Here is a 19,256-nt window from a genome sequence, read left to right as displayed (position 1 = left end):
CTAACCCCCCAGGGTTGGGGGCGCCTCGCCGATGATCGGCGCCCCCTCTACGTATGGCTTCTCAAAAATGACCGGCATCTCCTCGGATATCGACTTGTACATCTCCGGGCGGCGGTAGCGGCTGAAGTCGTACAGCGTGTTCTTGTAGGCCGCGCACCAGTTGAGGTTGCAGGTGGCCACCACCAATTCGTCGCCGTCGGTGGCGGCCTGGGCCAGCACCTCGCCGGAGGGGCCGATGATGCAGCTCTCGGCCAGGCTCTCCACGCCCTCCTCCTCGCCTCCCTTGGCCACGCCCACCACGAACGTGCCGTTCTGGTAGGCGCCGGCCTGCATCACCAGGCGGCTGTGGAATCCGGCCAAAAAGTCCTGCGACGGATCGGGGTAGTAGTGGATAGGGGTGTTATAGCCGATCAGGATCATCTCCACGTCGGCCAGTCCCATCACCCGGTAGGTCTCGGGCCAGCGCCGGTCGTTGCACAGGGCCAGGCCGATCTCGCCCCGAAACGCCGTCCAGGTGCGGAACGTCTCGGAGGCGGGCTCGAAGTAGGCCCGCTCCAGGTGCTGGAAGGGGCGCTGGGGCTCGTGTTTCTCGTGGCCGGGGATGTGGACCTTGCGGAACTTGGCCACCTCGTTGCCCTCGCCGTCTACCAATAGATAGGTGTTGTAGCGGTGGCCGTCGGGGGTGAGCTCGGCATAGCCCAGACAGAAGCCGATGCCCAGGCTGGCCGCCTCGTCGAACAGCGGCTTGACCTCCGGCGAGGGCATCTCGGTCTCATAGAAGCTGTTCAGCTCGTCGACGTCGTCGATCCACCACCGGGGGAAGAACGTGGTCAGCGCCATCTCGGGGTACACCACCAGATCGCAGCCCTGCTTGTGGCCCTCGTGCAGCAGCGCCAGCAGCCGCTCCACCACCTCGGCCCGGGTCTCGTCGCGGGCGATGGGGCCGAGCTGGGCCGCCCCCACGGTGATCTCGCGCAGGTTGCTACTCAGGCGCGACACCCGCTCGTCGGCGGGGTCGCTCTCCAGGTGGGTGGTGAGCGTTTTGTCGTTGTTGGCGCTCATGCCGTTGCCCCCGCGGTTTCTTCGGCGGTGGCCCCGGCGGTGGTCCCCGCGGTGGCCTGCCCTTCGGAAGCCTCGGCGATCTCGGCCAGCTCCAGCATCACCCGCAGCATCACGTTGGCGCCTGCTTCCAGATGCTCGGGCTCGGTGTGCTCGAAGGGGTTGTGGCTGATGCCCTCCCAGGAGGGCACGAACACCATCGAGGTGGGGCACACCGGGGCGAACATCTGGGCGTCGTGGCCCGCCCCCGAGCACAGCCGGCGGTGGCTGAAGCCCAAATCGGCGGCGGCCCGCTCCACTAGGCGGATCATCTCGGGGTCGAACTCCACCGGGGCGAACCGGGCCAGGCGCCGCCAGGTGATCCCGGTGCCGGACTCGGCGGCCAGCTCTTCCAGGAAGGCGGTCAGCCGGTTCTCAGCCTCGGTCAACAGATCGTCGTCGGTGTTGCGCATGTCCACGGTGAGCACCGCATCGGAGGCCACCACGTTCACCAGGTTGGGGTGCAGCTCCACCCGCCCCACGGTGCACACCTGCGGGGGGCCGAACTCCTCGGCCAGCTCGTGTACGAACACCGCGATGCGGGTGGCGGCCCATCCGGCGTCGTGGCGCATGTCCATGGGGGTGGTGCCGGCATGGTTCGACTGGCCGGCCACGGTGATCTCGGTCCAGCTGATGCCCTGCACCCCGGTGACCGCGCCGATCACGATGCCTTCGGTGTCGAGGATCGGGCCCTGCTCGATGTGCAATTCGACAAAGGCATGGGGCGCAGGCGACGGGCACGGGGCCGGGCCCCGGTAGCCGATGCGGTCGAGCTCTTCGCCCACCACTGCGCCATCGGTGCCCACGATGTCGAGCGCCTCCTCCAGGGGCATCTCGCCGGTGTACACCAGGCTGCCCAGCATGTCGGGCGGGAACCGGGAGCCCTCCTCATCGGTGAAGAACCCCACCGCCAGGGGGCGGCGGGTGGTGATGCCGGCCCGCTGCACCGCCTCCACCACCTGCAAGCCGGCCAAAACGCCCAGGTTGCCGTCGTAGCGCCCGCCGGTGCGCACGGTGTCGATGTGGCTGCCGCACATCACCGGCGGCCCCGGCTCGGCCCCGGCCAGCGTGCCCACCACGTTGCCGATGCCGTCGATGCTGATCTCCATGCCGAGGTCCCGCATCCAGGTGACCACGAGGTCGCGGCCGTCCCGGTCCTCGTCGGTCAAAGCCAACCGGCAGGCACCGTCGGTGCCCTCGATTTCGCCTATCGAGGCCAAAGCGGCCAGGCGGTCGCTCAGGCCCTGACCATCGACGCTGATATCAGTAGCCACAGAAGACATATTTTGCCAGAGATTTCGCCAGCGGGGTACCCCGCAATTGCCAACTCTCCTTACGAGAAAGGCGTTTAGCGAATAGATTTTACCTGCTGTGAGTTTCAACCGATTGCGTGCCCGGCGCGGTTTCCGCCCTGCCTCAGAGGCCCAGACGAGGGCGCTGCGATGAGCGATGTGGTGGTGGCCCGAAGCCTCGATGAGGCGCGGGAGGCCTTGGCCAGCCAGCCTGACGCCACCGTGCTGGCCGGGGGCACCGATCTCATGGTGGAGATCAACCGGGGACTGCGCCGTCCCCGCCATGTGGTGGGCGTGGCCCAGGTGCCCGATCTGCGCCGCTGGAGCGTGGCCGACAACCGGGTGGTGGTGGGCGCCGGGGTCACCTACACCGAGATGATGACCACGGCGCTGGCCGACGCCGCCCCCGCCCTGGCCCAGGCCGCCCGCACGGTGGGATCGCCGCCCATCCGCAACGCCGGAACCCTGGGGGGCAACCTGGGCACCGCCTCGCCGGCGGGCGACACGCTGCCGGTGCTGGCCGCGCTCAATGCCGAGATCGTGGTTGTGGGGCCTGACGGGGAGCGGCGGATGGGCCTGAACGACTTCGTGGTCGGGGTGAAGCGAACGAGCCTGCGGCCCGGCGAGCTGATCGTGGCCGCCGAGTTGGACCGGCCGAGGGGGCGCCAAGAGTTCTTGAAGATCGGACCCCGCAACGCCATGGTGATCTCCATGGCCGGGCTGGCCCTGGTGGCCGACCACGACGCCCGCACCGTGCGCTGCGCGCTGGGCGCGGTGGCCGCCGGCATCCCCCGGGCGCGGGAGGCCGAGGCCTGGGTGGCCGAGCGGATCGACTGGGAAAACGGCGCTTCTGTGGATGATGCCGTGGCCGACGAGTTCGGCTCGCGGGTGGCCGCCGCCGCCTCTCCCATCGACGACCACCGCTCCACCGCCGCCTACCGGCGCCACGCGGTGGCGGTGCTGGCCACCCGGGCCCTCAAGCGGGCGTTCGCCCCAGGAGGCAACCGCGATGCCTGATCCCTATTCGCTGCGGGTGAACGGGGTGGACTGCGAGGTGGCCGACTCCGATCTGGCCGAGAGCCTTCTGTTCGTGCTCCGGGAGCGCCTCGGGCTTACCGGCACCAAGAACGCCTGCACCGAGGGCGAGTGCAGCTCGTGCGCCGTGCTGATCGACGGCGTGCTCACCTGCTCGTGCCTGGTGCTGGCCGCCACCGCCGCGGGCCAGGAGATCACCACCGTGGAGGGCCTGGGCGACGGGCGCGACGAATTGTCGGTGGTGCAAGAGGCGTTCGTACACGAGGGCGCGGTGCAGTGCGGCTTCTGCACGCCGGGGCTGATCGTGGCCGTCCACGACCTGTTAGAGGCCAACCCCGAACCCAGCGACGGCGACGTGCGAGAGGCCCTGTCGGGCAACCTGTGCCGCTGCACCGGCTACGGCCGCATCCTGGCCGCCGTCCACTCAGCCGCCGCCACCAAGCGGAGCGGGTCATGACCGCTGAGCCAGTCACGACCACAGGGCCAGCCAACTCCAGCGCGGCCAATACCACCGCAGCCGGCAGCGCCGCGGCCAACGCCACGGCTGGCATCGTCGACGCCGGCATCCGCGGGGTGGGCGCCGACGTGGGCCGCCCCGACGGGGTGCCCAAGGTGCAGGGCCGGTTTGCCTTCTCGTCCGACTTGTGGGCCGACGACTTCTTGTGGGGCCACACCCTGCGCTCGCCCCACGCCTCGGCCCGCATCCTGGACATCGACATCGGCCCGGCGCTGGCCACCGCCGGGGTCCACGCCGTTTTGTTGGCCGACGATGTGCCCGGGTGCATCACTTATGGGTTGGAGCATGGCGATCAGCCGGCCCTTGCCAACGGCCAGGTCCGATATGTGGGAGAGCCGGTGGCATTGGTGGCCGCCGACCACCCCGACATCGCCCGCCGGGCCGCCGAGGCCATCGTGGTGGACTACGAGGTAACCGACCCCCTCACCGACCCCGAGGCCGCACCGGATGCGGCGCCCATCCACCCCGACGGCAACGTGATCAGAGAGCTGATCATCCGCCACGGCGACCTGGATGCAACCGGCGAGGTGGTGGTGGAGGGGACCTATGAGGTGGGCATGCAGGACCAGGCCTTCATGGGCCCTGAGTCGGGCCTGGCCCTGCCCGACGACGACGGCGGCGGCGTGGAGCTGTTCATCTCCACCCAATGGCTGCACGTCGACCGGGAGCAGATTGCGGCGTGCCTGGGGATCGACGAGGAGCAGGTGCGCCTCACCCTGGCCGGGGTGGGCGGGGCGTTCGGCGCCCGAGAGGACCTGTCGTTGCAGATCCACCTGTGCCTTTTGGCCCTGCACACCGGCAAGCCGGTGAAGATGGTCTACAGCCGAGACGAGTCGTTCTTCGGCCATGTGCACCGCCACCCGGCCAAGATGTGGTACCGCCACCACGCCGATGGCGACGGGCGGCTGGTGAAGGTGGAGGCCCGCATCGTGCTCGACGGCGGGGCCTATGCCTCCACCTCATCGGCGGTCATCGCCAACGCCTCCTGCTTCGCGGCTGGCCCCTACAAGGTGCCCGCCGCCCACATCGTGGGCTTGGCGGCCCGCACCAACAACCCGCCGTGCGGGGCCATGCGGGGCTTCGGCGCGGTGCAGACCTGCTTCGCCCACGAGTCGCAGATGGACAAGCTGGCCGCTGCGCTGGGGATGGACCCGGTGGAGCTGAGGCTGATCAACGCCCTGGACTCCGGCGACCGGCTCATCACCGGGCAGGTGATCACCGGCACGTTCCCGGTGGCCGAGGTGATCCGCCAGTGCGCTGGGGCTCCTGCCCCGGACATCCCCCCCAGCGACGACCGGCGCGACCTGCCGGGAGGCTCGGGCCGCACCACCGACGCTGCCGACACCGTGCGGGGAACCGGCTTCGCCGTGGGGTTCAAGAACCTGATGTTCTCCGAGGGCTACGACGACTACTCATCCGCGGCCTGCCGGGTGGCCGACGGGGTGGCCACTGTGACCTGCGCGTGTGCCGAGGTAGGCCAGGGGTTCGTGACCCTGGCCCAGCAGATCGCCCGCACTGAGCTGGGGGTGGACGAGGTGATCTTGGCCCCGGCCCAAACCGCCACCATCGGCTCGGCCGGGTCGTCGTCGGCCAGCCGCCAAACCTGGATGTCGGGCGGGGCGGTGCAGGCCGCCTGCCGGGCCGTGCGCGACCAGATTCTGGCCGACGTGGCCGCCGACTGGGGAGTGTCCCCCGACGGCATGGTGCTGCGCGACGGCCTGGTGGTGTCGCTAGACGGCCAGCAGGAAGCACTGCTGGCCCAGATCACCGCCGGCTCCGGCTACGAGGCCGACGTGGAATACCACCACGCCCCCACCGAGGCACTCGACGAAAACGGCCAGGGCAACGCCCACGTCTCATTCGCCTGTGCCGCCCACCGAGTGGTCGCCGACGTAGACCCCGACCTGGGCCTGGTGCGGGTGCGCGACATCACCACCGCCCAAGACGTAGGCCGCATCCTCAACCCCACCCAGGCAGTAGGCCAGATCGAAGGCGGCACCGCCCAAGGCGTAGGCCTAGCCCTAATGGAAGAAATCGTCCTCGACAGCGGCCTAGTCCGCAACGCCTCCTTCACCGACTACGTAATCCCCACCACCCTCGACATGCCCGACGTAACCATCGCCGCCTGGGTAGAAGAACCCGAACCCAACGCCCCCTACGGCGCCAAAGGCATAGGCGAACCCCCCACCATCTCCTCCTCCGCCGCAGTAGCCGCCGCCGTAAGAGCCGCCACCGGCCTACCCCTCCCCAGAATCCCCATCCGCCCCGCCGACATCGCCCTGGGTTGAGCTGATTCCCACAAGCAACCTTATTGCTTTGGGACCGCGGGACCTCTTGTGCCCATTGACTCATGTGTTCGTTACACTGTCACGGCTCCATCCTGAGGAGGATCGGAGGTTGCTCGATATCGGGTGGTGGCGTGTCCTCCCTCATGTCCCCCATAAATCCAGGACAAAGTAGAGTGAGCGCAGGCATCGCATTTGCCTAGTTGTAATGTTCATAGAGGTTGTTGACGCGGCTGGCTGGTGTGCCGTTGATGGCGGTGTGGTGCCTGTGGAGATTGTAGTTGTGGACCCAGGTCTGGAGTCGGCGTCGGCGGTCGGACTCTGATCTGAATTTGTAGTTGTAGAGGAACTCGTCTGCGAGGGTCCGGTTGAACCGCTCGACTTTGCCGTTGGTCTGGGGCCGGTAGGGTCGGGTGCGCCGGTGTTCGGTGCGGTTTTGGGCGAGCGCGTCGGCGAAGGCCTTGGAGGTGAAGTTGCGGCCGTTGTCGGTCATGACCGCGTCGATGCCGACGTTGAGCTTGTTGAACCAGCAGCGGGCGTTGCGCCAGAACGCTGCGGCGGTGTCGCCGCGCTCGTTGTCGTGCGCCTCGACGTAGGCGACGCGGCTGTGGTCGTCGACGGCGACGTGCAGGTACGTGTACCCGAGGCGGCGTTTGCGCTTGGCCTTGGGGGAGCCCCTGCCGTGGACCCGCCACCCGCCGCCCGGGGGCACCTTGGCGACCTTCTTCACGTCGATGTGGACCAACTCGCCGGGGTGGGCCTTCTCGTAGCGGCGCACCCGCTGGCCGGTCGGACGGTCGATCCAGCCGAGGCGGTTCAGGCCGTGGCGGCACAGCACCCGGTGCACCGTCGAAGCAGGCACCCCCACCCGGGCGGCCAGACGCTGCGGCCCCAGCCGCTTGTTGCGCCGCAGCCGGCAGATCTTCTGCTCGATTCGATCAGGGGTCTTCGCCGGAGACGAGCGGGGCCGGCTGGAGCGGTCCGCCAAACCGGCTGGCCCCTCGGCCTCGTACCGGCGCACCCACTTGTCCACCGTCTGGCGCGAACAGCCCATCTGGGCCGCCACCGCCGTCATCGACTGGCCGGCGGCCACCCGCTCGACCATCACCAGCCTCGAATGCGGCGACAACCGCGGACGCGGCGCACCCCTCCGAGCCGTCGCTGCACTACTGTCGTTCACTGAGCCTCCGTTCGCAGTCCGGGATCACAACAGACCCACACTGCCACGGAGGCTCAACCCATCAAAGGACCCGAACCGTCAACAAGGTCCATGGGCATTACACCTAGCGCAACAGTCGCCAAAACCGAGACCTCGCCGGTACCCGAAGCTGTGCTTTCGATGGACGCTCTTGGCCAGCTTGAAGACGACACAGCCGCCAGGGAGGCTCTGAACCCGCTGACAGCTCACTACCGGTCATGGATTAGCGGGCAGCAGGCCGGGCTCGAACTGCTAAGCGGCCCGCACCTAGCGACGGCTGAAGAACTGTTGAGGCGTGCGGGCATAGCGGCCGACCGCATCGACAGCGGCATCGAGGCGCTAGCCGACGATCCCGACGCTCTCGACGCCTTCCGTGTTGCCAATCGGGCTGTGGCAAGTGCGCTGCGCCAGCGGTCCGATGCTGAGGTTCCAGACGAAGGGCCCAGTTGGCGGGCATTCCAGTTGGCTTTCATTTTGTTGAACATCCCCGGGCTGGTCGATCCCGAAGGCTCACAGCGCGAAATCGTCGATCTGCTGTTCTTCCCAACCGGCGGCGGCAAGACCGAGGCATATCTGGGTTTGGCAGCGTTCGCGATCGTGCTGCGCCGCCTTCGCAGCCCCGACGAAGAACGCTTGCAGGGGGCGGGGGTGGTAGTGATCATGCGCTACACGCTTCGCCTGCTCACCCTCGACCAGCTGACGCGGGCATCGGGGCTGGTGTGCGCACTTGAGCTTGAACGCTGCTCCGATCCTGACAAGTACGGCACTTGGCCTTTCGAGATCGGCTTGTGGGTCGGCCGAGCCGCTACCCCCAACATGATGGGCAGCAAAGGCGACGGCCGCCAAGACACCGCCCGGTCGAAGACTCGTGCTTTCAAGTCAAACCCCAACAATGCGCTACCAGTGCCATTGGAGTCCTGCCCTTGGTGTGGGCACAGCTTCGAGCCAGCGTCATTTGTGCTGTGGCCTGACGATGACCGGCCCAGCGAGCTTCGAATCACATGCGCCAATTTTGAGTGCGACTTCAGCGGAGATCGTCCACTGCCGATCCTTGCAGTGGACGAGCCAATCTACCGGCGGCTGCCAGCATTTGTAATAGCCACTGTGGACAAGTTCGCTTCGCTGCCATTTACTGCGCAAACTGGAGCACTATTGGGCGGCGCTGGGAGGCACGACGCTCATGGCTTCTACGGTCCCGCCGAGCCCGGTAGCGGCCAACTGCTGGGCCAGCCGCTAGCGGGCCCCGATCTGGTCATTCAAGACGAACTGCATCTAATCTCGGGACCGCTGGGGACCATGGTGGGCCTGTACGAGACCGCCATCGAAGCGCTGATCGCCCAACCCGAGGACGGCTCTGAGCGTCGAATCCGCCCCAAGATAGTGGCCTCCACGGCGACGGTGCGCCAGGCTCAAGAACAGATTCAAGCGCTGTTCGCCCGGCCGACCACTCAGGTGTTCCCCCCTCCCGGCCCAGACAGGCGTGATTCATTCTTCGCGAAAGTCGTGGACCCCGAAGAAGTGCCAGGCCGGTTGTATTTGGGGGTTGCTGCACCGGGGCGCAACCCTAAGGTGTTGATGCGGCGAGTGTTGCTGGCGCTCATGGGCGCCGCTGAGCGGGCCTATCGGGATCACGGCGGTCACCAGAACCATGACAACCCCGCCGATCCTTACATGACTGTGCTCGGCTACTTCAACAGCCTTCGCGAACTCGGCGGGGCACGCCGGATACTCGAAGAAGAAGTCCGCACCACTGTCAAGGCGCTGGGCGATCGCCGCCGCATCGGTGAGGCCCGTGGCCTGTTCAGAGACCGAAACACGTTTTCCGACGTGGTGGAACTTACCTCGCGGGTATCCACAGCCAAGGTGGCGCAAGCCCGGCACCGGCTGAACAGCGGCGCTCACGAATCAGACCGGGTGGACAGCGCTCTCGCCACGAACATGATTTCTGTGGGCCTTGACATCCCCCGGCTCGGATTGATGGTCGTGCTGGGCCAGCCCAAGACCCACGCGGAGTACATACAGGCGACTAGCCGGGTGGGGCGCAGCAACGAACGACCCGGTCTGGTGGTCACATTGCTGAATGTCCACAAACCTCGGGACCGCTCCCACTACGAGAGGTTCCGCAACTACCACGAGACCTTTTACCGCTCTGTGGAGGTGTCGAGCGTCACCCCGTTCTCAGCACGAGCTCTCGACCGCGGTCTCGCCGGGGCGCTCGTCGGCCTGGCTCGCCACTCTGAGCATTCACTGACCCCGCAAAACGGACCCGAATCGCTAGAGGCCGTCCGGACTGACATTGAGCAGGCGCTAGTCGGTTTCTTCGCCGAGAGGGTGAACCAACAGCCCTTTGCCAACGACGGCGAGCGGTCAGTGCGTCTGCAAAGCGTCCGGTCGCGCATTGTCGACCTGCTGGACTCCTGGATCGCTGTTGTAGACGACTACAAGGGTGCCAACACCGCGGTCAAGTACCAACAATACGAGCCGACGGTGGGCAAACCCCTGCTCCGGGAGATGCTCGAAGAAGAATTCGAGTCACCTCACCACCGCAAGTTTCGCGCCAACCGATCGTTGCGCGATGTAGAACCGGAGATCAACATCTACATTCATCCCATCACCGACTCGCGGAAGTCCGACAGCCAATGAACCGCGGCCACGGGCAGGTGCGCCAAAGCCAGGTGATAACAACCTACGGTCCCGGTGCTTTGATCGACTTGCCCAACTACGCCGCAATCGTCGCCGGTCTAGAAACCTGGCCCACCACCGACAAACTCGATGAGATTGAGGATTCGAGGCTTTCGAGGCTTTTGCAAGCCATCACAGAGGTGAAGGCTCCCCGCATGTACGCGCCGCCGCCGCAGCCCTCAGACCCGTGGGCCGAAGGTCGCGGCATCGGAGCGTGGACCTTCCCAGAGTGGTTCATCGTCCAAGAACCCGACACCAAGACTGACGGCTCCAATCAGAGATCCCGCCGGTTGGTGCATCGCAAGGCGCTCGAGAGAAACCGCTACGAAGGCATACCTGTGGTGCCGACACGCTTCGTGCGGGCTTGCCCCCGGGGACATGTCGACGACCTTGACTGGGTCGGATTCGTCCACAGAAACGGCGAACGCTGCAACCGCCAACTCACCTTGAATGAGCAGGGCACTAGCGGCGACCTTTCCGACCTCATCGTGCGCTGCGAGTGCGGCGAGTCTCGCCGGCTCTACGAAGCTACTGAGATCGGCCAGATTCCTCTGGGAATTTGCCGGGGGAAGCGGCCGTGGCTGGGACTCGACACCGACGAGGAGTGCAGCCAGCCGAGCCGACTTCTGATCCGCACAGCGTCGAACGCCTACTTCGCCCAAGTGGTCAGCGCCCTATCGCTTCCCGACAGAGGAAGCGCCGTCGAACGTGTCGTCTACGAGCTTCGGGCTGATCTCGCAATCGTGGACAGCCAGATTGAACTCGAATTCATAAAGAAGAAATCCGAAATTACTGAGAAGCTCGAACCCTTTTCCGACGACGAGGTGCTCAAGGCTATTGAGGAGTACAAGCAGGGCCGCACCACGGAACGGTCAGTGAAGGAAGCAGAAATCGACGCACTGTTGGCCGCCCCGGAAGGTTATGGCGAGGACGTACCCGTTAATCCCAACTTCCACGCCAGGCGCTTACCCGAGTCTGCCTGGCGCAAACCGGACTCAAGCGTCAGCGGTGGAATCGAATCTGTCATCCAACTTCACCGGCTTCGCGAAGTACAGGCTCTAATTGGCTTCACTCGCCTCGAAGCCGAAGCTAGGGACATTCATGGCCAGTACAGCACCGACGTCGAACGCGCCGATATCGCCGAGGAACCCCGCTGGTTCCCAGCAGTAGAAAACCGCGGGGAAGGCATATTCGTCCACCTTGACCACGCAGCAATAGATGCATGGTTGGGACGCCCCGCGGTAGCGCAGCGGATCGACGCGCTGCTACACCAGCACGAAGCCTGGCAGCGTGACCGACGCAGGCAACGTCCGTTCCCAGGCGGGCCCTACATCATGCTGCACACGCTCGCGCACCTGCTGATCGGATCCCTGTCTATGCGATGCGGTTACCCCGCTAGCTCCATCAAAGAACGCGTCTACGTCGAAAACGGAGAATATGGGCTGCTGCTCTACACAGGCAGCCCCGATGCCGAGGGAACCCTCGGCGGCCTAGTCCAGCAAGCACGCCATCTAGAAGAACACCTCTCCCACGCACTCGAATCCGGGCTGCTGTGCTCCAACGACCCGATCTGCGCCCAGCACGCAGCCAGCGAAGGATTCGAGCAGCGCTGGCTGCACGGCGCCGCCTGTCACGGCTGTGCCCTGATCGCAGAGACCTCCTGCGAGATGCGCAACGACTACCTCGACCGCGCCCTCGTAGTGCCCGTGCTCGGACTCCCAGACGCCGCCTACTTCCAAGCACCCTGAGAACGTGACCGCCCCAGGCGCCCACATCACGACCATACCGGCACACATTCGCCGACGTCTCGCCGCAGCCCTCGAGAATGGGCTGCTGCCCGAGACACCGACCCCTATCACACTCGAGTCAGTGCTGGGATTGCGCCATGGAGCAGAACAGATCACATCCGACCTCGAAGCGCTAGCGAGGCTAGGCATCCGAGGCAAAGCTGCCTCGGGGTGGATCCGCACCATAGAGCAGGCAATCGACAGCGCCCCGGCGATCGATTTGGTGTGGTCCGGTCCCGAGGTATTGGGACTCCATGCACGGGACACCAGCCGGGTGTATGAAGAACTCCTCCGCAACGCCCAGCTCTCCGTGTGGATCAGCACCTACGCCTACTTCGACGGACCCCGAGCCTTCGCCGATCTCGCCCACCGCCTAGAAACCATGGCGGATCTTCGCGTCGCCCTGCTGTTGAACATCCAACGCACCAGAGGCGACACCACCGATCCCGAACACCTAGTGCGCCGATTCGCCGACCGATTCTGGGGAACCGACTGGCCAGGCGCCACCAGACCCGATGTCTACTACGACCCCCGCTCCCTCGAACTAGACGGACCCACCGGCGTACTGCACGCCAAGGCTCTCGTAGTCGACGATGAATCCGTCTTCATCACCTCGGCCAACCTCACCGAAGCAGCCTTCGACCGAAACATCGAACTAGGCCTGCTCACACGAGACCGCAGACTCGCCGCCAGCATCACGACGCACTTCCAAACCCTCATCGACACCAAACTGCTCCGCCCTCTTCCCTCCGCCTAGCTCCTTCAGGCCAGCTGCAATTCGGCAGCCATCAGCTCTATACGAATGGCAGGTTGTGATGCCCTTCTCCAATAGCAGACCCTGATGTTTGGGCTTAGTTGCTGCAGTAAGGTGGGGCTACCGTTGGCGTATTCTCCGAAAAGCGACCCATCATGAATTATCGTGTCCACCTCACCGAGTACGAGGCCTGTGGACTATGTGGCCACACATGGCCGAGCGGAAAAGACCAGAGTCAATTGCCGGTCACTACCCACGACTTGGCACGAGCGATCACGGGCAACTGCATCACACGGATCCTCGGGCACCCAAAGATTCGAGAATCGAATCGAGAACGAAAGCTGCTCAAATCTAATCTCCTACGGATTCGAGCGGTAGTAAAACCGGGAGCGAAACGCTCGCTGAGTGGCCATTCGATCATGAAATCGCACCACGGTTCGGCAAGGAGAAATCTCTCAGAAGATTTCGGGATTGCGATGGCAACTGCGTTCCTCTCGAAGGTTCATGCTTGTAGAGAGCATTATAACATTGACGCTATAGACAACAAACAGGGTTTCGGTATCCCGTCTAAAACTCGACCTGATATCGGCAGTGTCACTCCCACAGGAACACATATTCTGACAGAAGCGAAAGGACGGAAAGGACGTCTTGGTCTGGCTCCGCAAGGTTACGGAACCCATACTGCCAAGATTGTCAGAGATAGTTACTTGCAACTGACGGGAGGAGGGCAAGCAAAGTTTCCATCTAGTACGCGCTTATTTCTTTGTGTCACCTCGCCCATCGATGCCGGACGTGCCATGGACTTGGAGGTGGCCGAGTACGTGATATGGCGACGCCAAGAGTGCCCCAATAGCTATTGGTTAGATGATGAAGATCTCGATTTTCCAATGATTGACTTTCTTGAGACAAATTGGGATGCCATTAGGGCTTCATGGTATCAACGCTTCAGGAACCTTGTCGGCAACACTGAAGATGGAGTAGAAGAGTCCGGCGATTACCTTGTCCTCGACCTAGCAGGTGCTGATGTCAGAATCGGTCTGCACCAGCGCATCGTTGACCTTGTATCAGCTCCTGATGCAAATCTTGGCCCTCAGCTATCTGAGTTACTTGGGAGTTTGTCTCAGGATCTTGATGGTGCGGATGACGGTAGGTATCCCGATGGGACTCTGATTCGCGCAAACTGGCCCGAAATGGAATTCCCTGACGAAGAAGACACAGAAGACAATCAGTAGCGCCTAAACAGTACGCAGTCCCGACGAATCGCGAAACGCAGACCACACTAGACCCTGCGCACTGTCAGGATAGGTCTACCAGAGCCTCTTCGAGCCTGTATGTGTCTATAGCCGAACGACGCCAACACGGAATCTCCGCACCGGCGAACCCAAAGTGTCACATCCCGCCAGTAACGTGGGAGCATGATGGAGAGAATCACATTCAGCGTCTCTGGGCCGGCTCCAGACGAGAACCGCCTTGGGCCGGAAACCCTTGATGTCGCCCTCAGCTTTGGCAGCGATCAGGACGCCTTCGACGGATTCGACGCCTTACTCGACAAAGTTGCCGCAGCCCTTGATGGACAGGGACTGAATCCTGACACTAACAGCGGCGAAACACTGGTTTTGGTCTCGGCCAGAACGAAGGTTGACGACAAAGGAGCGCCAGGAATCGAGCATCGAAATGTCAGCAAAGTCTTCCGCGCAGATCACAGCGTCCACAAGACGCGCGATCTCATTGTCAAGGCAATGGAAGACGCCGATCTTGAACTGCTCAACTGAACAATGTCCTAACTTGCGATCTCGGGATCCATTAACATGACTTAGACATGGAGTGCTCGGCTTTACCACGGGTTGTAACCGGCCACTTCGACCATCTCAAGATTCAGTGACTCAAAGTAGGCTCTAAGCGCCGTGTCATATTCGGGTACAGCATGGATACCAACAGCCTGGGACAATTCCTTTCCAGCAATTGAAAGCGCCACTCCTTTCATCCTGAATTCGTCCACGGGCTCGAATCCTTCTAGAGGTTTCAGTCCCCAGAAACTCGATTGAAAGCGAAATGGCGCATCCACCCGGTAATCCTCGGCGATACAAAAGTTATAGGCAATCCAAGAATTATATTCTGGTATCACTAGGCCATGCTCATTCAGTGCATTGAGATTAGCAAAGGATAGGCCGAATTCCTTCAGCGGATTCTCTCCTGGGTGCTTTCCAAAGGAAATTGCTCTGCAATCCACAATGTTACTGGGCTTAGCTATGATGGAACAACTAACGGAACATAGCCGCTCGAATAGTTTGGCCGTATCCTTATTGATTTTCCTCAATATGTCCAGAGTTCGAAGGGAAGTGCTGCCGGGCTTTTCAACCTCTCCCGCCAGCACTTTGGCCCACAACACCTGCATCTCCTCAGAGGACACGTCTTGTACTTCGTTGAAGAATCTAGCTGTCCAATCGTGGTCCGGTTCTTGGTCGGGAACATCTCCGACATCAGATAGGAGTTCAGAAGCCTTATAGACAACGGACCCGATATTTCGCTGGCGTTTGTTCTCTTGCAACTTCAATCTCTGCTCGATATCTTGTCCGATTGTGATGTCGTACTCAAAAGACGCATCTAGTTCATACGGGAAGATTCCATAAGACTGCAGCATCGCTGCTGTATCAGCGTGGCTCTCGGCTTCGATTTCTCGCGCCTTCGCGAACCTCTTCGCTCTCCATACAGCCAGCATCGGGTCGGCTACCCCGCTCAGGAAGTACTCAACCAGCTTCTCTCCCGCAGGCAGTTTGATGACTAATCCCATGTTCTCCTCCTGGTATTAGCTCGATTCGAGGGTGGAATCTGGTTGCCCGCGGCCTGTCGAGAACGCGTTGCGTATCGCGCAGTGCAGCGCGATCCAGATTGGGATGAACCTATGCGTGTTTCTCGAAGCCTGTGATGTGCTCCGGATTTCACACGGTCGAGATATTCGAGTCATCGCCAGCTCGATCGCAAGGTACCCGTTGCAGCTCACCACACCACCTCAACGGCAATCCCTATCACCACAACCCACACCAACACCACGGTGGCAACGAAGGCCTGTATTCCCCTAGTCCGCCACCGGCCTCGCTCACCCCTCTCACATGCGCGCCAGCACTCGGTTGCGAAGGCATAGAGAACGCCTCCGACGCCCAGCACGATTATGAGGCTGTTTGAAGCGTCGATTGGGATGGGGTCGTCCCAGTTCGCGGTGGTCGTGAACGAGCTCACAAACCGCAGCAGCGCCCCAGAGGACAACAGTGCACTGCCAAACGCGAAGGCCCCACACAGCAACACCCGCAAGGGCGACCACCCAAGGACTCGTTCAAAGCCCACCTTTTTTCCGGCCGTTTATCGCCTCACTGTCCAAGGGGGCTCACCCCACTTATGTGGCCGATTCGGATGGCGCGTGTGTTTACCACCGCTCTACGAAGACATCCGAGGTAGTGGACATTTGGCCAATGGCGCTGGAGAACCCTTCCACAAAGCGCAACAGGGCGATGTTCATCTCGTGTGCTTCATCATCAACGATTGGGTACTCGTGCTCGGCCCACGGGTAAGCCTCCCAATCCGAGTACTTGTGCGCCCACTCCTTGTTGGCCTCGTACCGGGCCTTGATGTCGTCAACTATGTCCTGGTTGCTCGCTCCCGTAGCTACGAGCTCGAAACGTCTGTCCGGTCCCCAAAGCTCATCCCAGTCATCCACATCGGGGAATGCAATCTCCCAATCCATCAGGAGTTTGCCTGCCTCATCTTGGGACAACTCTCCTTTGAGGAAGGCAGTCTTCACGTCCTCCCACGATTCAATTTCGACGTCTGCGGTCATGGACCGATTTTACCGAGCACGATGACAACTCCTTTCGGGCCAGCGCGCCGGTCTTGGTGGGAATTGGGAGGCTGCCGCTTTGGCGCGTCTGACTAGGGTCGGGAGTGGTGCGACATGGGTTGACGATGCCGTTGTTCGGGGCGTTGGCGGACCTGGTGGCGTTTGGGGATATCGCTGAGGCTGCCGATGAGGCCGGGCTCGACGGGGTGTTCGTCTGGGACCATGTGCTCAGCCCGGTTGAGGGCAACTGGCCGATTGCCGATCCTTGGGTGGCCCTGGCTGTGGCGGCAACTCGCAGCCGGCGGATCAGGATCGGGCCGATGGTCACCCCGCTGGCTCGTCGCAGGCTCATCAACGTGTCGCAGGCGACGCTGTCTCTCGACCAGCTCAGCGCAGGAAGGGTGATCCTCGGGCTCGGCCTCGGCAGCGACCGGGCCCGGGAGCTCTCGGCCTTCGGCGAGCCCGATGACCCCGCCGAGCGGGCGGCGAAGCTGACCGAGGGGGCCGAGCTATTGGGCCGCCTGTGGTCCGAAGAGCGAGTGCAGCACCGCACCGGCGCATGGGTGGTCGACGATGTGCAGGTCCATCGCCTCCACGGCCGGCGCCGCCGCATCCCCATCTGGTTCGGCTGCGCCCATGGGTCTTTGGCCCCGGCTCGACGAGCAGCGCACTATGACGGCATCTATCCGATCGACACCGATGTCGAGGGCTTCAAGCGCATCGTCGACGTCGTGTTCGAACAGCGGGGCTCGCTCGAGGGGTTCGACTTCGCCTGCCCGGCCCACCCCAGCATCGACACCGCGCCATTCGCCGAGGCCGGCGCAACCTGGCTCCTCCACGCCTTCTGGCCCGGCAACACCCCAGACCAAGTCCACCGCTTCATCACCCGATTCGCCCAGGGATAGGTGGGCTTGCTTCGAGAACCGAGCCCACCAGCTAAGGCGTGGGGGCTGTCACACCCAACGCGTATACTGTTACGCCCATGAAGCCTGGGAGCCCGAAATGAGCATCAGCGCGAGTGCGGCATCAAGCGCTTTCGCCATTGCCGATGAGCTGCTCAATCGCAACCCGCGGCTCTCAAAGCTGAAGCTCCACAAGCTTCTTTTCTTCATCCAGGCAGAGCATCTTGCCTGGTACGGTGCTCCGGCGTTCCCGGAGAGCATAGAGGCATGGAAGAACGGGCCTGTGGTTGCAGATGTCTGGCACGACAGGCCCAGCAAGGGTGCGAGGTCCCGCAGCATTCCCCAAGACCTCGATGATGTGATGAGGTCCGTGGTCGCCAGATTCCGTGGGAAGAGCGGCAAAGACCTAGTTGCGCTCGTTCACGAAGAGGGACCCTGGGTGGAAGCCACAGAGGGCGGAACCGTTATCGCAAATCAGATCATCCCCCATGAGGCGATGCGGGAGTATGCGAAGCGTCTGCCAAAGGAGCTGGAGCCAATTCGCGATGCGCTCAAGGGCCATCCACGGGGCCGCAAATTTGTAGCTGATTCCCGCTGAGCAAGAGAGCCCTATCGCTCAGTACGAAACCCCGCAATGAGCAACGACAACCTCTGGGAGACCAATGCCCTATCGCGCTGGAACAAGTTCAGCGGCTCGCGCCCTCTTCCTGACGAGGCCAAAGCAGATGGGCTTAGATTCATCAAGGAGTTGATGGCCGACCCTTTTGGCATCCCCGCGAAGAGGGATCACCACGGCGAATTCTACGCTGTTGTCCACCAGGGGGACATGTGGCGCATCGGTGTGGGCTTTACCATCAACACCGAGCACCGCCAGGTCGATGTGATCGGCTTCGAGTTGATCAATTAAATCTGAAACACCTGCTCACCGGTTTGTAACCCCTTAGAGAGCGAATCCAGCACCGCACCGGCGCATGGGTGGTCGACGATGTGCAGGTCCATCGCCTCCACGGCCGGCGCCGCCGCATCCCCATCTGGTTCGGCTGCGCCCATGGGTCTTTGGCCCCGGCTCGACGAGCAGCGCACTATGACGGCATCTATCCGATCGACACCGACGTCGAGGGCTTCAAGCGCATCGTCGACGTCGTGTTCGAACAGCGGGGCTCGGTCGAGGGGTTCGACTTCGCCTGCTCAGCCCACCCCAGCATCGACACCGCGCCATTCGCCCAAGCCGGCGCAACCTGGCTGCTCCACGCCTTCTGGCCCGCCAACACCCCAAACCAAGTCCACCGCTTCATCACGCGGTTTGCCCAGGGATAGGTGGAGTTGCTTCGAGCCATTCGACACTCGAAAGAACAGCAGGCTGTCTCGTGACCAATCCCAGACACCAGTTGCCTTCGGCGGAACCTGGCTCCGACCCCCGCCATGCCCTGCATTGCAGGCCAGACGGGGAGGAATAAGGCCACTATAGCCGAGTCCACTCTCGCTGACAGCAAGTGAAAATGATTCCGGCTGAGTGGCGAAAAAAAATAGCCCCGCCATGCCCTGCAGAACAGGGCAGGCGGGGAAGTACGAGATCACCGTAGCCGAGCACATGGGCAATCACAATGGAATACTTGGGCAATCACCATGGAATATCGCCTGGCGGTGGCTGGATTCGCTCTGTCGATCTTTGGGTGGGCGTTGATCTGGCTGTTCCCCTTCGCATTCATCTGCTGGGTGCTGGGAGCAGCGTTCTCCTTTGCGGGGGAGCGAGGGGCTGCCCGTCGCGGCCTGCCTCGTCTGTGGCTGGCCAGAGCAGGCGTCATCATCTCGATCCTGCCGATCGCCATCTTCACCACCATCTTGCTTGTCGATAACCACGCTTGACGGAGAGC

Annotated in this window: 19 protein-coding genes; 13 read left to right on the top strand and 6 right to left on the bottom strand. The window is 63.0% G+C overall.

The features are described from left to right. Together ACOQPI_RS04820 and ACOQPI_RS04815 are read right to left on the bottom strand one after the other, a co-directional pair. A complete protein-coding gene (locus ACOQPI_RS04820) occupies positions 1–1,062 on the bottom strand; it encodes an N-carbamoyl-D-amino-acid hydrolase (RefSeq protein WP_420618562.1) in 1,062 nt (353 codons plus the stop codon). After that, positions 1,059–2,381, bottom strand: a complete 1,323-nt coding sequence (locus ACOQPI_RS04815; RefSeq protein WP_420618561.1) for a Zn-dependent hydrolase — start codon at positions 2,379–2,381, stop codon at positions 1,059–1,061. Before ACOQPI_RS04815 ends, ACOQPI_RS04820 begins: the two co-directional genes overlap by 4 nt. Before the next feature lie 159 nt (positions 2,382–2,540). Between ACOQPI_RS04815 and ACOQPI_RS04810 the strand changes: the two genes are divergently transcribed. Genes ACOQPI_RS04810 through pucD form a run of 3 tightly spaced genes read left to right on the top strand, consistent with a single transcriptional unit; the run spans position 2,541 to position 6,230 of the window. Continuing rightward, positions 2,541–3,407, top strand: a complete 867-nt coding sequence (locus tag ACOQPI_RS04810) for an FAD binding domain-containing protein (protein WP_420618560.1) — start codon at positions 2,541–2,543, stop codon at positions 3,405–3,407. After that, positions 3,400–3,882: a (2Fe-2S)-binding protein gene (locus ACOQPI_RS04805; RefSeq protein ID WP_420618559.1), complete on the top strand. Its 483-nt coding sequence runs from the start codon at positions 3,400–3,402 to the stop codon at positions 3,880–3,882. Before ACOQPI_RS04810 ends, ACOQPI_RS04805 begins: the two co-directional genes overlap by 8 nt. Further along, positions 3,879–6,230 carry a xanthine dehydrogenase subunit D gene (gene pucD / locus ACOQPI_RS04800; protein WP_420618558.1) on the top strand — a complete coding sequence of 784 codons (2,352 nt, stop codon included), beginning with the start codon at positions 3,879–3,881 and terminating at the stop codon, positions 6,228–6,230. Before ACOQPI_RS04805 ends, pucD begins: the two co-directional genes overlap by 4 nt. Positions 6,231–6,426: 196 nt before the next feature. On the opposite strand, the gene ACOQPI_RS04795 is transcribed toward pucD, so the two are convergent. Then, the gene (locus tag ACOQPI_RS04795; protein ID WP_420618557.1) at positions 6,427–7,407 is read right to left on the bottom strand and encodes an IS481 family transposase; all 981 of its coding nucleotides are present in this window, start codon (positions 7,405–7,407) and stop codon (positions 6,427–6,429) included. 90 nt (positions 7,408–7,497) lie between these two features. Between ACOQPI_RS04795 and drmA the strand changes: the two genes are divergently transcribed. The 5 genes from drmA to ACOQPI_RS04770 all read left to right on the top strand — a co-directional run bounded on the left by drmA (position 7,498) and on the right by ACOQPI_RS04770 (position 14,420). Next, entirely contained in the window at positions 7,498–10,068 is a 2,571-nt protein-coding gene (gene drmA / locus ACOQPI_RS04790; protein ID WP_420618556.1) for a DISARM system helicase DrmA, read from the top strand. Beyond that, positions 10,065–11,855 carry a DrmB family protein gene (drmB, locus tag ACOQPI_RS04785; RefSeq protein WP_420618555.1) on the top strand — a complete coding sequence of 597 codons (1,791 nt, stop codon included), beginning with the start codon at positions 10,065–10,067 and terminating at the stop codon, positions 11,853–11,855. Before drmA ends, drmB begins: the two co-directional genes overlap by 4 nt. A 4-nt stretch (positions 11,856–11,859) precedes the next feature. Further along, positions 11,860–12,651 (top strand): DISARM system phospholipase D-like protein DrmC, encoded by a 792-nt coding sequence (drmC, locus tag ACOQPI_RS04780; RefSeq protein ID WP_420618554.1) that lies wholly within the window; start codon positions 11,860–11,862, stop codon positions 12,649–12,651. Between the two features lie 416 nt (positions 12,652–13,067). Then, positions 13,068–13,880 (top strand): hypothetical protein, encoded by an 813-nt coding sequence (locus tag ACOQPI_RS04775; protein ID WP_420618553.1) that lies wholly within the window; start codon positions 13,068–13,070, stop codon positions 13,878–13,880. A 183-nt stretch (positions 13,881–14,063) separates the two neighbouring features. Continuing rightward, positions 14,064–14,420 (top strand): hypothetical protein, encoded by a 357-nt coding sequence (locus tag ACOQPI_RS04770; RefSeq protein ID WP_420618552.1) that lies wholly within the window; start codon positions 14,064–14,066, stop codon positions 14,418–14,420. 62 nt (positions 14,421–14,482) lie between these two features. Here the strand turns inward: ACOQPI_RS04770 and ACOQPI_RS04765 are convergent, their stop codons facing one another. From ACOQPI_RS04765 to ACOQPI_RS04755, 3 genes are all read right to left on the bottom strand, one after another. Next, positions 14,483–15,439 carry a DUF2806 domain-containing protein gene (locus ACOQPI_RS04765; protein WP_420618551.1) on the bottom strand — a complete coding sequence of 319 codons (957 nt, stop codon included), beginning with the start codon at positions 15,437–15,439 and terminating at the stop codon, positions 14,483–14,485. 206 nt (positions 15,440–15,645) lie between these two features. Next, positions 15,646–15,885, bottom strand: a complete 240-nt coding sequence (locus ACOQPI_RS04760; protein ID WP_420618550.1) for a hypothetical protein — start codon at positions 15,883–15,885, stop codon at positions 15,646–15,648. Positions 15,886–16,069: 184 nt separating this feature from the next. Next, positions 16,070–16,480 carry a hypothetical protein gene (locus ACOQPI_RS04755; protein WP_420618549.1) on the bottom strand — a complete coding sequence of 137 codons (411 nt, stop codon included), beginning with the start codon at positions 16,478–16,480 and terminating at the stop codon, positions 16,070–16,072. A 125-nt stretch (positions 16,481–16,605) separates the two neighbouring features. Between ACOQPI_RS04755 and ACOQPI_RS04750 the strand changes: the two genes are divergently transcribed. The 5 genes from ACOQPI_RS04750 to ACOQPI_RS04730 all read left to right on the top strand — a co-directional run bounded on the left by ACOQPI_RS04750 (position 16,606) and on the right by ACOQPI_RS04730 (position 19,248). Then, on the top strand, positions 16,606–17,385 hold the full coding sequence (locus ACOQPI_RS04750; protein ID WP_420618548.1) for an LLM class flavin-dependent oxidoreductase: 780 nt from the start codon (positions 16,606–16,608) through the stop codon (positions 17,383–17,385). A gap of 97 nt (positions 17,386–17,482) precedes the next feature. Continuing rightward, positions 17,483–17,980, top strand: a complete 498-nt coding sequence (locus ACOQPI_RS04745; protein ID WP_420618547.1) for a Panacea domain-containing protein — start codon at positions 17,483–17,485, stop codon at positions 17,978–17,980. 36 nt (positions 17,981–18,016) lie between these two features. Continuing rightward, complete coding sequence (locus ACOQPI_RS04740) at positions 18,017–18,289, top strand: hypothetical protein (RefSeq protein WP_420618546.1); 273 nt, start codon at positions 18,017–18,019, stop codon at positions 18,287–18,289. A 68-nt stretch (positions 18,290–18,357) separates the two neighbouring features. Continuing rightward, entirely contained in the window at positions 18,358–18,699 is a 342-nt protein-coding gene (locus ACOQPI_RS04735) for a hypothetical protein (protein ID WP_420618545.1), read from the top strand. A gap of 309 nt (positions 18,700–19,008) precedes the next feature. Next, positions 19,009–19,248: a hypothetical protein gene (locus tag ACOQPI_RS04730; RefSeq protein WP_420618544.1), complete on the top strand. Its 240-nt coding sequence runs from the start codon at positions 19,009–19,011 to the stop codon at positions 19,246–19,248. Positions 19,249–19,256 lie beyond the last annotated feature (8 nt).

Origin of the sequence: Candidatus Poriferisocius sp., from assembly GCF_965219815.1 — a bacterium.
GTDB lineage: Bacteria > Actinomycetota > Acidimicrobiia > Acidimicrobiales > Bin134 > Poriferisocius.
This window is presented reverse-complemented; position numbering and strand designations above follow the sequence as displayed.

Coding starts and splice junctions, on each gene's coding strand:
- ACOQPI_RS04730 (WP_420618544.1), top strand. CDS start 19,009: ATGGAATATCGCCTGGCGGTGGCTGGATTCGCTCTGTCGATCTTTGGG.
- ACOQPI_RS04765 (WP_420618551.1), bottom strand. CDS start 15,439: ATGGGATTAGTCATCAAACTGCCTGCGGGAGAGAAGCTGGTTGAGTAC.
- pucD (WP_420618558.1), top strand. CDS start 3,879: ATGACCGCTGAGCCAGTCACGACCACAGGGCCAGCCAACTCCAGCGCG.
- ACOQPI_RS04810 (WP_420618560.1), top strand. CDS start 2,541: ATGAGCGATGTGGTGGTGGCCCGAAGCCTCGATGAGGCGCGGGAGGCC.
- ACOQPI_RS04755 (WP_420618549.1), bottom strand. CDS start 16,480: ATGACCGCAGACGTCGAAATTGAATCGTGGGAGGACGTGAAGACTGCC.
- ACOQPI_RS04770 (WP_420618552.1), top strand. CDS start 14,064: ATGATGGAGAGAATCACATTCAGCGTCTCTGGGCCGGCTCCAGACGAG.
- ACOQPI_RS04740 (WP_420618546.1), top strand. CDS start 18,017: ATGAGCAACGACAACCTCTGGGAGACCAATGCCCTATCGCGCTGGAAC.
- drmB (WP_420618555.1), top strand. CDS start 10,065: ATGAACCGCGGCCACGGGCAGGTGCGCCAAAGCCAGGTGATAACAACC.
- ACOQPI_RS04745 (WP_420618547.1), top strand. CDS start 17,483: ATGAGCATCAGCGCGAGTGCGGCATCAAGCGCTTTCGCCATTGCCGAT.
- ACOQPI_RS04820 (WP_420618562.1), bottom strand. CDS start 1,062: ATGAGCGCCAACAACGACAAAACGCTCACCACCCACCTGGAGAGCGAC.
- ACOQPI_RS04805 (WP_420618559.1), top strand. CDS start 3,400: ATGCCTGATCCCTATTCGCTGCGGGTGAACGGGGTGGACTGCGAGGTG.
- drmA (WP_420618556.1), top strand. CDS start 7,498: ATGGGCATTACACCTAGCGCAACAGTCGCCAAAACCGAGACCTCGCCG.
- ACOQPI_RS04775 (WP_420618553.1), top strand. CDS start 13,068: ATGAAATCGCACCACGGTTCGGCAAGGAGAAATCTCTCAGAAGATTTC.
- ACOQPI_RS04815 (WP_420618561.1), bottom strand. CDS start 2,381: ATGTCTTCTGTGGCTACTGATATCAGCGTCGATGGTCAGGGCCTGAGC.
- ACOQPI_RS04750 (WP_420618548.1), top strand. CDS start 16,606: ATGCCGTTGTTCGGGGCGTTGGCGGACCTGGTGGCGTTTGGGGATATC.